Origin of the sequence: Agromyces sp. NPDC058484 (assembly GCF_042720415.1) — a bacterium.
Taxonomy (GTDB): domain Bacteria; phylum Actinomycetota; class Actinomycetes; order Actinomycetales; family Microbacteriaceae; genus Agromyces.
Map to the genome: position 1 here is coordinate 410,980 of NZ_JBHXMP010000001.1, position 14,941 is coordinate 425,920.

The 14,941-nt window shown below is 65.5% G+C and carries 10 protein-coding genes; all 10 read right to left on the bottom strand.

All coding sequences use genetic code 11. The features are described 5' to 3' along the window. Positions 1–17 precede the first annotated feature (17 nt). The 10 genes from ACFWN7_RS02015 to ACFWN7_RS02060 all read right to left on the bottom strand — a co-directional run bounded on the left by ACFWN7_RS02015 (position 18) and on the right by ACFWN7_RS02060 (position 14,823). The gene (locus ACFWN7_RS02015) at positions 18–830 is read right to left on the bottom strand and encodes a GIY-YIG nuclease family protein (RefSeq protein WP_376937000.1); all 813 of its coding nucleotides are present in this window, start codon (positions 828–830) and stop codon (positions 18–20) included. Then, entirely contained in the window at positions 827–3,349 is a 2,523-nt protein-coding gene (locus ACFWN7_RS02020) for a class I SAM-dependent DNA methyltransferase (protein ID WP_376937001.1), read from the bottom strand. The genes ACFWN7_RS02015 and ACFWN7_RS02020 overlap by 4 nt, the downstream gene beginning before the upstream one ends. A 9-nt stretch (positions 3,350–3,358) precedes the next feature. Then, on the bottom strand, positions 3,359–6,583 hold the full coding sequence (locus ACFWN7_RS02025; RefSeq protein WP_376937002.1) for a type I restriction endonuclease subunit R: 3,225 nt from the start codon (positions 6,581–6,583) through the stop codon (positions 3,359–3,361). 6 nt (positions 6,584–6,589) lie between these two features. Next, positions 6,590–7,858 (bottom strand): restriction endonuclease subunit S, encoded by a 1,269-nt coding sequence (locus ACFWN7_RS02030; RefSeq protein ID WP_376937003.1) that lies wholly within the window; start codon positions 7,856–7,858, stop codon positions 6,590–6,592. Next, entirely contained in the window at positions 7,855–9,861 is a 2,007-nt protein-coding gene (locus tag ACFWN7_RS02035; protein ID WP_376937004.1) for an N-6 DNA methylase, read from the bottom strand. Before ACFWN7_RS02035 ends, ACFWN7_RS02030 begins: the two co-directional genes overlap by 4 nt. 113 nt (positions 9,862–9,974) lie before the next feature. Continuing rightward, positions 9,975–10,523 carry a hypothetical protein gene (locus tag ACFWN7_RS02040; protein WP_376937005.1) on the bottom strand — a complete coding sequence of 183 codons (549 nt, stop codon included), beginning with the start codon at positions 10,521–10,523 and terminating at the stop codon, positions 9,975–9,977. Positions 10,524–10,533: 10 nt separating this feature from the next. Beyond that, positions 10,534–11,562, bottom strand: a complete 1,029-nt coding sequence (locus ACFWN7_RS02045) for a hypothetical protein (RefSeq protein WP_376937006.1) — start codon at positions 11,560–11,562, stop codon at positions 10,534–10,536. 72 nt (positions 11,563–11,634) lie between these two features. Continuing rightward, the gene (locus ACFWN7_RS02050; protein WP_376937007.1) at positions 11,635–12,327 is read right to left on the bottom strand and encodes a magnesium chelatase domain-containing protein; all 693 of its coding nucleotides are present in this window, start codon (positions 12,325–12,327) and stop codon (positions 11,635–11,637) included. Continuing rightward, on the bottom strand, positions 12,327–12,683 hold the full coding sequence (locus ACFWN7_RS02055) for a YraN family protein (RefSeq protein ID WP_376937008.1): 357 nt from the start codon (positions 12,681–12,683) through the stop codon (positions 12,327–12,329). The genes ACFWN7_RS02050 and ACFWN7_RS02055 overlap by 1 nt, the downstream gene beginning before the upstream one ends. Before the next feature lie 328 nt (positions 12,684–13,011). Further along, positions 13,012–14,823 (bottom strand): CHAT domain-containing protein, encoded by a 1,812-nt coding sequence (locus tag ACFWN7_RS02060; RefSeq protein ID WP_376937009.1) that lies wholly within the window; start codon positions 14,821–14,823, stop codon positions 13,012–13,014. Between the last annotated feature and the right edge of the window lie 118 nt (positions 14,824–14,941).

The window sequence follows — 14,941 nt, forward strand, 5'->3', positions numbered from 1 at the left end:
GGGTGGTTCGACGCGACTCAGTTGCGGTTCAGACCATGCTTGCGGGAGTCGAGCGCGAACTTGAAGTGGCTCTCAGCTTCGTCGATCACCCGGGTTGGGGTCGCCGGGTCAAACACCCTCAGGATCGAGAAGCGGAAGCCGGTCGGGTCAACGTTGCGCAGCTCCACGTTGCCCCCGTGACCGTTCATCGCGTACGCGCTCCAGCGCTGCCGGATACTCTCCACTCCGTCGGCCTTGCCGACATACTGACGTCCGTCGCGGGTATCCGTGATGAGGTACACGCCCATCACCGACGAGAGCGCAGTGCGCCACGAAGTGTAACGGTGCTCGCGCATCACGGCCTGGAGTTGTCCGTGATCCAGGACCAACTGGTCGAAGCCCGGAAAGGGCACCGGCTTAGCGTCCGCGATCTCCATGACCGGATACTGGGCCGCTGTCAGGCCGTTGAGCCGCCAGGTGCGGGGGGACCTCCAACCGATGACGAGCCGGTTCCTGAGGTCGGCCAGGTGCTCGGAGGCGACCAGGTCGAAAGTTCTCAGAGCGCCGTCGTTGGAGACTTCGCCGCGGTTCTCCAGCACCGACCACAGCCGAGCGCGATCTCCTCCCTCGCGGATGAACACGACCCATAGCCGAGGCGGATCGACCGGGAAGATTCGCGGCTTCGCCGATTGCTGGCTCGTGTAGGCGAGGATCTCGTCGTCGGTGGAGTCTGCGTGGATTCCGGGCAGGCCGGTGTCCTCGTGCTCGCGCACGAAGGCGTGGCGGATGGCCTGGGCGTCCGCGGGGTCGATCCCCGTGCTGCGGAGGATCGCATCGAGGGTCAGTGTCATCCGAGTGCCAGTCCCCCGAACGCCGAGCGGAAGCCCTCGGCGTCGTCCTGGATCTCGCTCTCCGGACCGTGCTGATAGCTGACCATGCGGACACTGGCACCTTCCGTCCGGTTGTAGAAGTAGGTCGTGTACTGCGCGTCCCGCGGAGCCGCGCGAAGCTGCACGAACTGACCCAGCCGCAACGGCGACTGTGATCTATCCCTCACCAGGTACAAGTCGCCGTCGATCATTTCGTCGCCGATGCGGAAGTCCCTGGTCTTGAACGGGGATCGGGTCCCGACCGCGACCTCAGCCGTCTGAATGCGTCCGTCGTGCCGAAGCTTCGAGCTTCCAGCCCGCACGAGGAGCAACTGCGCCCAGACATTCCCGAGGATCTGCCGCAGTTCGCTGAGGTCTGACACGAGGGAGACCACCTGCGCTCTCCACTTCTCGTCGGAGGTGTATCCGGTGTGGCCGAGCCACCGATTCCGTTTGCGGTTCACCTCGTTGACCTTCTTGACGAGGTCCTTCGAGACCAGTCGCTCTATCCCAGTCTGGGACAGGTCGCCGAACGCTCGGCGGACGCGAGCGACCTCGTCGGCGTCGCCTTGCTCGAGCGCTCGGCGCAATTCTTTCGACACCCTCTCGATGATGACCACCCATGTGCCGAACGAGGCGCGCTCGATACCGAGGTGCTGCTCCTGCAGAACCTCGCGGATCGCCTCTTCGACTTCACTGCTGCTCCCGGCGTCGGTCCGGTTCGCTGAGAGCAGGACCGTCGCGTGGAAAGTCACGATCGCCTCCCAGGCGTGGATGTAGGCGCGTTGCTGCTCCCCAGGCGTCGACGCAGTCTCCGCAGTCCACAGCGCCGAAGCGACGGGAAACGGGAGCTGATCCGGCCACGCGCTGAGCGAGTCGTCGAATGCGCCGGCAATCCGGTTCACCACTTCCTCGGCACTCTCGGGAGATGCCCAGACGCTCTCCCGCTGAGCGCTCAGATCCGCTTCGAAGGAAGCGAGGCGCTCGTCGGCCGACGCGAGCGCGAGCTGCGTGCCGCGATCCGGCACGGGAACGATGAGCTCATCCGCCCAGCGCATCAAGGACCGGGGGTCCGATCTCAGCGCATTGAGGAACGTCCCCGTGCTGCTGGCCTCGATGGCCCGCCGGCGACTGGAGACGCCCTGCTCCGAGTTGAGCCAGGCGGTCAAGAAGCTCGGGTCGACCGCCTCGTCGTCCACCCGGATCGAGAGGACCCGACCGCCGGAGCCCGTGGCAGAGGTCTCTGCGGCCACCTTGCCCTCTCGAGTCGTCGGGACGTACAGATGCCCAGCTGGCTCCTGGTCGATCGAGTCCTTGAGCGATTCAGGCTCTCTTGCAAGGAGACTGCTCAGACGCCGCACATGCCAGCCATGCGCCTCGATGCCGTTGACCAGGTCGCGCGAGTCGTCCCCGAAGAAGCGGCTGGGATCCAGATTGACGACCGCGCGCGGCTCATCATCGACCGTCACGCCGGAGTCCAGACCGTAGCGGGATTCGAGGAGCGGTGCATCGATCCGCGTGTCGTTGTAGGTCGTCAGACGCCATGACAGACGGTGTCTCTCACTGGACAACCGTGAGAGATGAGCATCCCATTGGGTGAACTGGCGCACGGCGATGTTCCTGTTGCGCGGCCCGGGCTTCCCGGTCCTCAGCCCCGACTCGAGCTCCCGGAAGGCGGCGATCGGCATTGAACGGTGCCTGTGCTCGGTCGTGAACTCGGTCTGTAAGTCGGCGATCATCGCCTTGCCGCGTCGCGCGTCCGTTGGCCTGTTCGTGAAGGTAACGAGGTACAGCGGGATAGACGTGTTCGGTGCCAGACCATCGGGCAACCGGGTGACTGACTCGAGCAAGCCAGCCTCGACGATCCTCTGCCTGACGGCCCCACTGGCCCCGCCACCCCACAGCGCGCTCGGGTTGACCAGGGCCGCGACCCGCCCGCCGCCGTCGTCGCTGGGGCGCAGCTTCTCGAGCGCGAGCGAGATGAAGAGCCACGTGCTGTCCGAATGCTGCGGGACGCCGAATGAGAACGCCCCTTCGTTCTGCCTGGCTTTGACTGCAGGAACTGAACTTGCCCAGCTCGTACCCCAGGGAGCGTCGACGATTACGAGGTCGGCGACGAGGTCCGCGTGGGCGTCGTAGGTCAACGTGTCGCCACGGACGATCTCTGCGTCGGGGAACGCGGCGAATCGATTGCTGCTCGCCAGTACTGCGGCCTCATTGATGTCCTGGCCGCGATAGCGCGTGCGCACACCCGCGGCCTGCAGTGCGCTGACGAGGATGGACCCTGCGAATCCTGATCCGGCCGAAGGGTCCCAGATGTTGACTGACGAAGCGTCTGGGTCGAGGCGGCTGAGACTGCCGACAGCGAGTGCGCGGGCCAGCGAAAGGCTCGTGGTGTGCTCGTCGGACAAATGGCCGCCGTGGTCGTTTCCCGCGGTCATGTCGTCGCTCGCACTCGCGAGCACGTGCTCGAGCGCGGGGTGTGGAGCAGTCTTCTTCATCGGCACCCCTCACCCGCTCCCGTCCGGGCGATCGATGCCTTCATCGATGCGTGAGTCGTCCATGCGGAGTCGCCGCGACTGGTACAGGTACGCACCGATGAGACGGATGAACTCGTCGGCGCGGTCGCTCTCGCCGGTGAGCGCGCCGGTGAGCTTGCCGAAGGCCCCTTCGTTGAGGACCGCTGCGTCGGTCAGTGTCTCGCGAAGGTCGGGCGACGCGAGGAACTGGTCAACGGCGTTGTGGTCGATCTGCTCAGCGATGCGGGGGTCCTCCTCTGCCATGCCGGCCGCCGCGATCACGAAGCCCTCGATCTGCGGATCGGCGAACTCGGCTCCGAACAAGGCGTTGATCCGAGCAACGACCTCGGATAGCAGCTCCTGCTGCGGATCCTGGCGCGAGACACGAGACCCGACACCGGTGATGCCCGTCAGGCTCGGAGTGTCCTGGTCACCCGACAGCGCGATGTCGGCCTTCCCTTGATCGATCTGCCGGACGTGGCGCAGCTCGAGCCCGGACACGTCGACGTCTCCACCTGACTCATCGGAGGGGAGCAATCGGGTCAACTGGCGCAGGAACTCCGCGAGCTTCTCCAGGTCGCTGGTGCCGTAGTCGATGACCTGGGACATGAAGTCGTACAAGCGCACGTAGGAGCCGCAGTCCTTGCGGAACGTCCGCAGCTCGTCGAGAGCCTGGCTGTCGTGCTGTTCGGCCGCATCCGCCCACCGATTCAAGAACTCGTCGCGAGCCGGGGTCACGGCCGCGGCGAGAGCAGCATGCGATTGGTTCGGCGTCCACCAAGCTTCGGCGTAGCGCTCGACGTCCGCAGGCGTGTAGATCCGCTCCTGAGCCAGCTTGGTCGCGAGCCTGTGAACGAGGTTCGGGTCGGTCGCCGTCTCGACGTGCGCTTCGAGATAGTAGGTGAGGAACGCGTCGCGGATCTCGTCGGGGTCGTTGACGAAGTCGAGCACGAAGGTGCGGTCCTTCACCTCGCCGGACGGTGCGCGATACGTGCGATTGAGCCTGGACAGGGTCTGTACCGCGTGCACATCGGGCAACCGCTTGTCGACGTACATCGCGCACAGCAGCGGCTGATCGAAGCCGGTCTGGAACTTGTCGGCGACCAGCATGAGCCGGTATTCGGGCCGGCGGAACTCCCGAGCCAGATCGGAGCCGAGACCCGGGTTCATCGAGGCCTCGGTGGCGTCGGAGAGCCCGTACTCGTCGTCGCTGATCTTCCCAGAGAAGGCCACGATCGTCTGGTACCCGTACCCCTTCTGGGCGAGGTACTTGTCCGTCTCGAGCTTGTAGCGGACAGCGGCCTGCCGCGAGTCGGTCACGACCATGGCCTTCGCGTGCCCGTCGAGCAGGTGTGCGACGTTGGCACGGAAGTGTTCGACGATGAGCTCGACCTTCTGACCGACATTCGTCGGGTGCAGGTTCGCGAACCTCATGATCTTGCGCGTCGCGGCCTGCGGGTCGACGAGACGATCCGGCGCATCGTCGCTCCCGGTGATCCCAGTGATCAGACCACTGTCGCCGTGCTGCTCGATCTCGAAGGCGGTCTTGTAGGTCTGGTAGCCGCGCAGCACGTCAAGGATGAATCCCTCTTCGATCGCCTGCCGCATCGGGTAAACGTCGAACGAGACCGGCTTCCCCTCGTCGTTCTCTCGCCCGAACAGAGTCTTCGTCTTCGTCTTGGGCGTCGCCGTGAACGCCATCAGCGACACGTTCCGAGCACCTGCCCGCGCCGCGGTCTCGGCAGCGATCTGCTGCTCACGGGCGACGTCTGCCTCCACTACCTGGTTGACGACATCCTGACTGTCGAGCTCCTCCTCGTCGGTGAGTTGGCCTCCCTCGGTCAGGACTTTCTTCAGATCCGCGGCTGTCTTGCCCGACTGCGAGGTATGCGCCTCGTCGATGATCACTGCGAAGTTCCGATCGCCCAGCGTCGTTTCCAACAGTCCCTTGACGTACGGGAAGGTCTGGATCGTGACAACGACGATGAGCGCCGATCCGGTCAGCGCGTCCAGCAAGGCGCGGGACTTGGAGCCCCCGGAGCGCCGCACCGCAGCGGAGTCGATGACCGCGACGGTGCCGACCGTGTCGTCGACCTGCTCGACGGCCTGCTGCAACTGCGCATCGAGGACGCGGCGGTCGGAGACGATGAGGACCTTGTCGAACACTTTCGTGTTTGACTCGTCGTGGAGCCGAGCGAGCCGGTGTGCGGTCCAGGCGATCGTGTTCGTCTTCCCCGACCCGGCCGAGTGCTCGATCAGATACCGGCGGCCCAGCCCCTCGTCGGAGATCGTGTCGACGAGCCTCTTGACTGCGCGCCATTGGTGATAGCGCGGGAACATCAGCGTCGTGGACCGTTTGATCTTTCCGGTGGCGGGATCCTCGTCGGCCTCGGTCTTCAAGAACATCTGCGACCCGAGGATGGCCAGCCAGTTGTCACGCTGCAGGACCTGCTCCCACAGATAGGACGTGGCAGCACCGTCCGGGTTGGCTGGATTCCCGGCAGCGCCCGTGTCGTCCTGCCCGCGGTTGAACGGCAGGAAGTAGGTCCTCTCACCGGCCAGTTTTGTCGTCATGTGCACCTGATCGTCGTCGACTGCGAAGTGCACCAGCGCTCGGGTGCCGAACCCCAGCAGTGGCTGCCCGGCCGGCTCCCGGTCCTTGCGGTACTGGGTGATCGCGGTGCGCCACTCCTGCTTGAAGAACGACTTCAGCTCGCAAGTCGCCACGGGCAGGCCGTTGACGAAGAACACCAGATCGATCGAGCGTGAGTCACCGCGCTTCGGCGAGAAGTGGACCTGCCGAACCACTCGCAGCCGCACCTTCCGATAGTGTTCCGAGACCTCGCGGTTCAGCGTCGTCGCCGGCTTGAACTGGCACATCCGCAGATGCGCGGTCGCGCCCCGGGTGTGTGAGAACTTCCGCCGCAGCACGTTGAGCGTGCCGCCGCCAGAGCTCATCGGCGTATCGAGCCGGGAGACGAGGGAAGCGAGCAACGCCTCGCGGTCGGCCGACTCGGCGGCGGTGCCTACGCGGACGACCTTGGCGTACTCGTCCGGTTGCGTCTCGCTCAGCCACCAGTGCACATCCTCGGGCCAGATCGCCCGCTCGACGTCGTAACCCTCGTCGGTCTGGCTGTACTCCCAGCCATGAACAGCGAGGTACTTGGCGATCTCGGTCTCGAACACTGCCTCGCGCGTGCCATCCGGTGCTGCCATTTGTCCTCAGCTCGCCTTTCTCGCCGTACGGACATCAATCTGCCCAGTCACCGCCGCCGTGATCAGCGCCAAGCGCCGCTCCTTGGCCAACGCGATGTGCTCCTCAGCCTTGGAGATGAGCGTGTCGATTGCTTGCGTTTCGGTCTTGATTTGAGAGGCAGCAAGGACCTGCGCATCCAGAGGCGGAACGCTGATCTCGATGTCGGCGAATTCCTGCCAGTACAACCGCCACTGGGAGGGTCGGATCCCTCGTGACCGGACCCGGTACTCGACGACCATCTGAGGCGATCGCAGAAGGAAGTGAGCGAACTCAGGGTCTAGGTAGCTGGTGCTTGGTCGGAGCACCTCGTAATCGGCGCTGACGATGCCACGGTAGGTGGAAACTCCCAGAGAGCCCTGCCACGCCTTCATCTTATTGACAACCAAGTCATCGGGACGAACCAAGAGGTAGCGATCGACGTTTTCAGGAGTCTTGTTGAAATTGTCGGATCGCGACGCCTTCAGGATGACACCGTGCTCCCGATACACCGAGAGCACTTCCTCGTCTGGACTGTTCGCCTCACTTGACGGGCGATACAGCCATCTCAGCCGGCAAGACTTACCCTCCACCTCGGCGAGCACTTGACTAAGCACAGATCTCTTGCGCTCGGCGAGCAGAGTCAGCAACGACTCCTGCTTCGCCACGAGCGCGTCAATCTGAGCCGTCTCCAGGTCTAGGTAGTCGGCGATGGCGCGCTGCTCGTCGAGCGGTGGGAGCGGAATCGTGACCTTGTTGAGGTCGGTGCTGCGAATCCCGACACGGGTCACGCCTGCGGCGGTGACACCCCACTGGCGAGCAACGGGCTCTGAATCGAGCGCCCAGTACAGGAACCTCGGGATGATCCTGCGCTGGTCGGGTCGGACGATAGCGAGGTGGTAGCCGCAGATCAGGTCGTCGGCTTCGAACTCGACGTACGCCGGAACGCCGATGTCGTCCGCGGTTTCTGAGTCCTTGGTGATGAGTGTGTCGCCCACGCGGATACGGAACTTTCGGATCTGGTCACGCGTCGCGGAGGCAGCCATGAAGTCAAGCGAGTCGACGATGCCGTCGTTCTTGTAAACATCCACATAGTTGCAGAGCCTGACTGAGGGCTCGCCCTCCACCGTGTGCTTGTCGACGTTGCTCGTCCACGCGTTAGCGACCTCGAGAAGGCGTGCACCGGCCCAGCCCGATGGCAGAACTCCGAGCCACTTGTGGACGCGCTCGGCTACCGCATCGAGTTCTGTGACACTCACGCCTCCACCTCGCGTAGCAACTCCATGATCTCGCCGACGATGCGCTCGAGGTCTGCGTCGATCTCATCGAGCGGCCGAGGCGGCTCGTAGGTGTAGAAGTGCCTAGTGAACGGGATCTCGTACCCGGTCTTGGTCTTGTCCCAGTCGATCCAAGCATCGGTGACGTGCGGCTTGACCTCGGCGTCGAAGTACGCCTGGACGGTCTCCTTGAGCGCTTCCTGAGTCTTCGGATTCCCGCCCCAGCCGAACGGCACGTTCTCGGTATCGCGCAGCGCCGGATCCGGCTCGGGTTCGCCCTTTCGAGTGCCCGAGGCGTGCAGGCAGTAATCCGCGGTCTCGTCGTGGACGCCGATGGTCTGCCACAGCTTCTTACGCTGTGCCGTGGTCAGACTGACGCCGCAATCCCGCAGGTGGCCGCTGAGCTCCTTGTTGAGCTTCTCGCGGTTGAGATAGATCTCTTCACCGAACGACTCGAGCGCCTCGGCCAGTCCATCGACCTTGCCGAGGGTCTTCTGCTCGGCCACGGCACCGATCGTCTCCGAGGTGCACTGGAAGCGCAACTGGAGTGGGCGCTCGACCGTGACGGTCCAGTAGGCGAAGTCACGGTTGGCGAACACCTTCACCGGCACCTCGGCCCTGCCGTCCTCACTCTGGGTCCCCGCGAAGGCGCGCACAACATCTTCGCGGTGGTCCTCGGAGACCTCCACCCGCTTGGAACCGATCGACTTGGGCAACTTAGACCCCAGACCGGTGGCGTCGATGAGCTGCACCGTGCCTTTTCGCTCCGGTGACTTGGCGTTCGACAGGACCCACAGGTAGGTGGCGATGCCGGTGTTATAGAACATGTCGTTCGGCAACGCGACGATGGCCTCGACCAGGTCGTTCTCCAGCATGTGGCCGCGGATCTCCGACGGACCGGAGCCCGCGCCACCGTTGAACAGCGGCGAGCCGTTGAGGACGATGCCGGCCTTGCCACCGCGGCCCGTCTCGTCGACGTCGCGCATCTTCGAGGCGACGTGCAGCAGGAACAGCATCGCGGCATCGCCGACAGCCGGCAGGCCCGGCGCGAAGCGGCCCTGGCCGCCGCGGTCGTGCTCATTCTTCACATCCGACTCAACCGCCTTCCAATCCGTGCCGAAGGGCGGGTTGGACAGCACGTAGTCGAACCGCCGGCCCTCGAACTTGTCGACGACGAGGGTGTCGCCTTGGCGGACGTTGGACGGGTCCTGGCCCTTGATGAGAAGGTCCGCCTTGCAGATGGCGTACGTGCGCGGGTTGATCTCCTGACCGAACAGCGCCGTCGACGCATCGGGGTTGAGGTCGTGCAGGTGTTCGTCAGCGACGGTGAGCATGCCACCGGTGCCGACCGTGGGGTCGTAGATCGAACGCACGGTGCCGCGGTCGCGCAGCGCCTTGGTGTCTTCGGCGTAGACGAGGTCGACGAGGAGCCGGACGACGTCACGCGGCGTGTAGAACTGGCCCGCACCGTCGTTGGCAGACTCCGCGAACCGGTAGATCAGATTCTCGAACAGGTCCCCCATGTCGGCGTTGGACACCGCGTCGGGCGACAGGTCGATCCGCTCGAAGTGTCGGGCGACCTGCGCGAGCCGGTTGCGTCCGTCGAGCGTGCGGATGACGTTCTCGAAGTCGAACGACTTGAACACGTCGAGGTTCGCCGAGAAGCCGCCGACGTAGTCGATGAGGTTCGCGGCCAGGTTGTCAGGGTCCTGCAGCGCCTTCTTCAGCGTGTAATCACTCGTCGTCCAGAACGACAGCCCCGCGCTGTCAGCTGTGCGGGTCTTGAGCTTCAGGTGCGTGCGCCGCTGCTGCTCCCCCGGGTACTGCGCCACGATCTCGGCCATGGCGTCGCGGTGCGGGTCCATGACGCACTCGAGGCGACGCAGCACCGTGAAGGGAAGGATGACTGAGCCGTACTCGGCCTCGGCGTAGGGGCCGCGCAGGGTGTCGGCGACACTCCACACGAAGTTGGACAGGACTGACACGGCGGGTGGGTCTCCTGGTCTATGAAGAGGCTGAGGATGTCTCTGATCCTATCGACGGGGTCAGACACGTCCGGGATCCCCGCGCCGCCACGAGGCGTGCCGACTGCCTGAGCTCAAGTTCTGCGCGACCCGTCCAGGTCAGGATCGACTCGGTTCATCTGCAGGTACGCGCTGTATAGAGCCGACACCGCGGAGGTGAATAGCGCCAGGGACAGTGCAGCGCCGGCCCAGGTGGCCGCCGCGAAGCCGCCGACAACCTCCCCCTCATCGTTCGCAGCCGCGCTGGTTCCCACGACGAGCACCGCTGCTGTCGCTGCACTCACGAGAGTTGCTCCCAGCAACCGCGTTACCGCGATGTCCACGAGGTCACGTTCCGGCCGTTCTGCCGCACCTTGCTGGGCGTGCCGCTCTCCGAGGGTCTGCCGAACCGTAGACAGGTGCGTGAACGCCGCGAGAAACCCGCCGGCGAAGATTGCGATCCCCGCGATCAACCCGTCAGTAGACCGGATCGTCCATCGGAAATACAGACTGCATCCGACGATCGTGGCGACAGTCAGAAGCAAGATCCCGACCTTGGTCCAGTACGTGAACGAGTTGCGAGACCTGAATCGGGTGACCTTGAACTGCGCACGCAGGAGGGCCGTGAGGCTGACAAGGCCCATGTGGCACCCCCTAGATGCTGAGCGGGATTCTCAAACTCGACTGGAGTCGACGAACTCGATCTTCTGCTGCCGCCCTGGTCTTGGCCTCGGTTGGCCGATCACCCACAGCGACCGGATAGATAAAGACATCGCCGACGTTGCTCGGACGAATCGTCTGGGTCCGCCCCTGGGCGTCATCGTACGAGAGGCTGCCGTCATCGAAGAGCGCGGGCTCGATGTCGAAACCGACGAGACTTGCGAGCTGCTCCACCGGCGAGCCGGCCGGAGCGTCGTCGTAGTTCTCTGGGACATCGAGCTTCGCCCAGCCGAGAACCATCGCTTTCACGGAGCTCAGCTTGCTGGCCGGAAGACCATTCCGACGGAGGATCACCTTGTCCGTGCTCCTTGCCTTTCCCTTTGGTGCGTTGTGCCGCTCAAGCTGGAACGCGAGGCCGTTTCCTTGAGTGAGAACTTCCTCAAGCCGCTCCACATCGCCGATCGGGTTGGAGGTCAGCCGCCACCACTGACCGTTGTCGAAGACCCCGGTCGACGCCGCGCTCTCGTACGACGTGACGCCTATGAGTTTGAGGAGCTGGTAGCCAGCCGAGGTCCTCGACCGCACTTCAGACACGAGCACGGCGTCAGTGCCTGCCGTCGGCAGATAGAGCGACACGAGGAACGGATTCGTGGATGCCAGATCTCCGAGTTCGACGTCCTCGTCCGATTGAGTGCCTATCGCGAGATCATGGCTCCCCCGTCGGCCGATCCGGACCACGAAGTCCACCCGAGAACCGCCGATGGCCATCGACTCGACACGGATCGTCGGGACTGCGTCCGTGAGCTCTGCGGGAGCCCGATCATCCTCTGCCAGCTCGTACTTGAGGTTCCCCGTGCGTGTAACACCGACGAGGCGATCTCTCATCGATTCGAGGGACTGGCAAAACGTCTCTTCTGGGCTCCCATCGAGCGTCGCATCGACGAATGCCTGGCCCTGTCGAGTCCGTCCATGGTGCAGAGTCACCCGATCAAGCCTGAAACCGAACATCGTCTTGTTCGCCATGTATCCCCGCTGATTGGTCGTCGAACTGAGTTGGGCTCAGCCTACCGGCGGGACGCCACACCACGCGCACGCTTAGGGACATACTCCCGGCGGCCCGAGCAGGAAGAGGTGGTGTCCGCCGGCGGCGGCGGTCAACAGCGCCTCGACGGCTTCGTGGTTGCCCGCGACATCCGCGAGGTCGCCGACAAGACCCGGCGCGCCACCGTCGGATCGCACGAGTGCCGGCACGGGCTCGACCGGGCGCTCGTCGAACCGACCGCCATGCCGGATCGCAGCCTCGAGGAGGGAGGCGACGCCGATCACTTGGATCCCGGGTACGAGCGCGGCCTCGGCGGCGTTCGCCTCGGGCACCATCACGGTGTCGTGCCCGGCGCGCACGGCGGCGAGCACGGCCGGCAGGATGCCGTCGATGGGCCGCAGGCGGCCGTCGAGGCCCAGCTCGCCGAGGTGCACGACGCGGTCGACCGAGTCGACGGAGACTTCTCCGGATGCCGCGAGGCACGCGAGCGCAATGGCGAGATCGAATCCCGAGCCGTGCTTCGGCAGGGTCGCGGGCGACAGGTTGACCGTGAGCTTGCGGTTCGGCAGCGGGCAGCCCGCGTTCATCGCGGCGGAACGCACGCGTTCGCGGGCTTCGCCGAGCGCGGCGTCGGGGAGACCGATGATCACGAATCCGGGCAACTGCGACGAAAGGTCGGCCTCGACCTCGACGATCGAGCCGGCGAGACCGAGCAGCGCGACGGATCTGGTGCGCGCGACCGCCATCAGCTGATCCCCTCGAGGTGTTCGATCAGGGCGGGCGCCTCGGCCGGCGCGAGCACCGCGACCGCATCGATGCGGATACGGGACACCGGGGCATCCGTCGCTGCACACCAGGCCACCGCGAGGCGTCGCAGCCTGGCGAGCTTCACCGGGGTGATCGCCTCGAACGGGTGCCCGAAATCGTGTGACGTGCGCGTCTTCACCTCGACGAACACGGTGTCGCGCCCGTCGGTCGCGACGATGTCGATCTCACCGAGCCGGCACCGCCAGTTGCGGTCGAGCACCGTCATGCCCCGACCGACCAGGTGGTCGACCGCGAGCTGTTCGCCGTGCCGACCGAGTTCCGCATTGTGGGCCACGAGCACCACCTCCGCCACCAGCGTGGCGCGGATGTCGCGGACGCGCGGCCGGGTCGGACGTCAGGTACGACGGTCGGGCAGCGACCCCGGATGTCGAGGACAAGTGCGGCGGTGAAGAACGGTGCGAACGGCGAGACCCGGAGGTATAGCGAAGCGCCAGCCGGGCGGTCGAACACTCAGACGCGACGGCGGGATTCGAACCGCGACGCAACGAAGGAACCAGTGCCCCGGACCACCCGGATCGTCGCGATGCAGTGATGTTATCGTTTCGTTATCATCCCACGCGAGTCCGCCTTTGGGAGGACACGGAGGACACGCGGGGCCTCCGTCACTCGTCGAGGCCGCCGGTGATCGTGCTTCGTTCGCGAGCCAGACGACGCGCGGAGATCGCATAGCCCGCCGCGATCGCGAACATGCTGATGCAGGCGAGGAAGAAGCTCAGCCACACGACCGCGGCGATCCACGACGTCGTGAATGCGAGCGTCAGCGACTGCGCGAGCAGATCGGCGGCTCCCGCCGCGATCACCCAGATCGCGGGGGCTCGGAGGCTGCCTGCGAACTGAGCATCCTTGTCCCTCCCTGCCCAGATGAGCCATCCGCCGATGACCACCAGCACGACGCCCCAGGCGATCCGGCCCCACCCGGCGAGCGCGAGGTTCCAACCGAGGATCGATTCGAGGCTGACGCTGAGGACCAAGCCCGCCACGTAGAGGATTGCGCCCACGATGCCGTCGCGGTTCGGACGCGTGAGGTAGTGGACGACCAGCGCAATCACCGCCAGCGACCTGATGATGATCGCCGTGGATGCCAACTCGACGAGGGTTCCGAATGCAGCAACCAGCATGATGGCTCCGACGAGCGTGAACATTCCAGCGCCGATCCACGCCGTCGCGATCGGCGCGGACACGTGGGGCCCAGGACTGACGGCCGACCCCGTTCGAGGAGGGACCGCCGTCGCGTCCTTGCTCCGCCCGGGCAGCGGGGCGTGTCCGCCTTCGCCGGCTTCCTCGCGCTGTCCCGACCCCTCGTCCGACGCGGCTACGTCGAACAGCACGGCGTCGCCCGAGCGCAGGTAGAGCACCGGCGTCGCGAACTCTGCCTCTCTCATCGCGCCGACGATCGCTCGCCGAGCGGGTGCGATTGCGGCGTCGATGGGCATGCCCTGGGCCAGCCCGGTGTAGAGGCTGTCGCTGAACGCGATCGCAGCATCATCGGTGATCTCGAACTGCATCGCGACGACCGCGGGGATGTCGAACTCGACGAGACTCGTGGCAACGCCCGAGAAGGGATCGATCCGCGAACTCCGAGCTCCTTCGCAGGCGTTGAGGATGACGAGCCGGAGGCTCAGCTCGTCCTGCAGCATCGCCCCGAGCTGCTGCCCGGTGACGTCGTGCGCGCGGCCAAGCGGCGATTCGAGGATCACGATCCCCGACTCCGTCTCTTCGTCGTACGCGCCATGACCGATGTAGTGAAGGACGTGGATGTCGTCGGATTCGGCGACCCTCCGGGCAAGCTCCCCGAGGGTCGGCCGGTCCAGCCAACTCAATTCGACCAGGCCGGCATCGATGAGGCGTTGGAGCGCCCGCTGCAGGTTGTGCCGTTCCGCGTCGGCGTCGAGCTCCGTGAACCCGGTCGGGCTGCTCACCACGCCGAGGATCCGCAGGGGTAGCGTGATCGTCTGCGGGCGCAGCGCCGAGTCGACGTCGAGCGTCCGCACGACCGGAGTCTGTATCGATTGCGCGAGGAACCTGGGCCGCTGGTACAGGAGCTCCCATGGCAGACGCATCAGCTCGGGTGCCCCCGAGAGCCGAAGCGTGATCCGGAGACCACGATCCCGCCCGGACGCGGCGGCTCGGGCGGAGTGGTACACCGTGCTCACCTCGTCCCGGATCAGCGCATCGAACAGCGAGGAGCCGAACGCTTCCATCGCCCCCATCCGGTCGTCCGGTCCGCTGCGGCGGCGGCGTGCGAGGCCGACGCGAAGTACGAAGTCATCAAGCTCGTCGTCGGTGACCGGCGAGGTGAACGATCCGCGGGCCGAACGGCCATCGGGCGCCGTCGCGACCACGGCATAAGCCCCGCCGGTGTCACGATCGACGCGCAACTCGAGGTCGTCATATCCGCGCACGGCCGGACTCATCGGGAGCTCCTCGACTCACCGTGCCTCGACCCCACCCTGACATCCGCCTCGACGCCGTCGTGCGGTCTGCGTGCGAGCACTTTCCCCACGGTGCACATCACCCCCGACCGGGCTAATT

Coding starts and splice junctions, on each gene's coding strand:
- ACFWN7_RS02015 (WP_376937000.1), bottom strand. CDS start 830: ATGACACTGACCCTCGATGCGATCCTCCGCAGCACGGGGATCGACCCC.
- ACFWN7_RS02020 (WP_376937001.1), bottom strand. CDS start 3,349: ATGAAGAAGACTGCTCCACACCCCGCGCTCGAGCACGTGCTCGCGAGT.
- ACFWN7_RS02025 (WP_376937002.1), bottom strand. CDS start 6,583: ATGGCAGCACCGGATGGCACGCGCGAGGCAGTGTTCGAGACCGAGATC.
- ACFWN7_RS02040 (WP_376937005.1), bottom strand. CDS start 10,523: ATGGGCCTTGTCAGCCTCACGGCCCTCCTGCGTGCGCAGTTCAAGGTC.
- ACFWN7_RS02045 (WP_376937006.1), bottom strand. CDS start 11,562: ATGGCGAACAAGACGATGTTCGGTTTCAGGCTTGATCGGGTGACTCTG.
- ACFWN7_RS02050 (WP_376937007.1), bottom strand. CDS start 12,327: ATGGCGGTCGCGCGCACCAGATCCGTCGCGCTGCTCGGTCTCGCCGGC.
- ACFWN7_RS02060 (WP_376937009.1), bottom strand. CDS start 14,823: ATGAGTCCGGCCGTGCGCGGATATGACGACCTCGAGTTGCGCGTCGAT.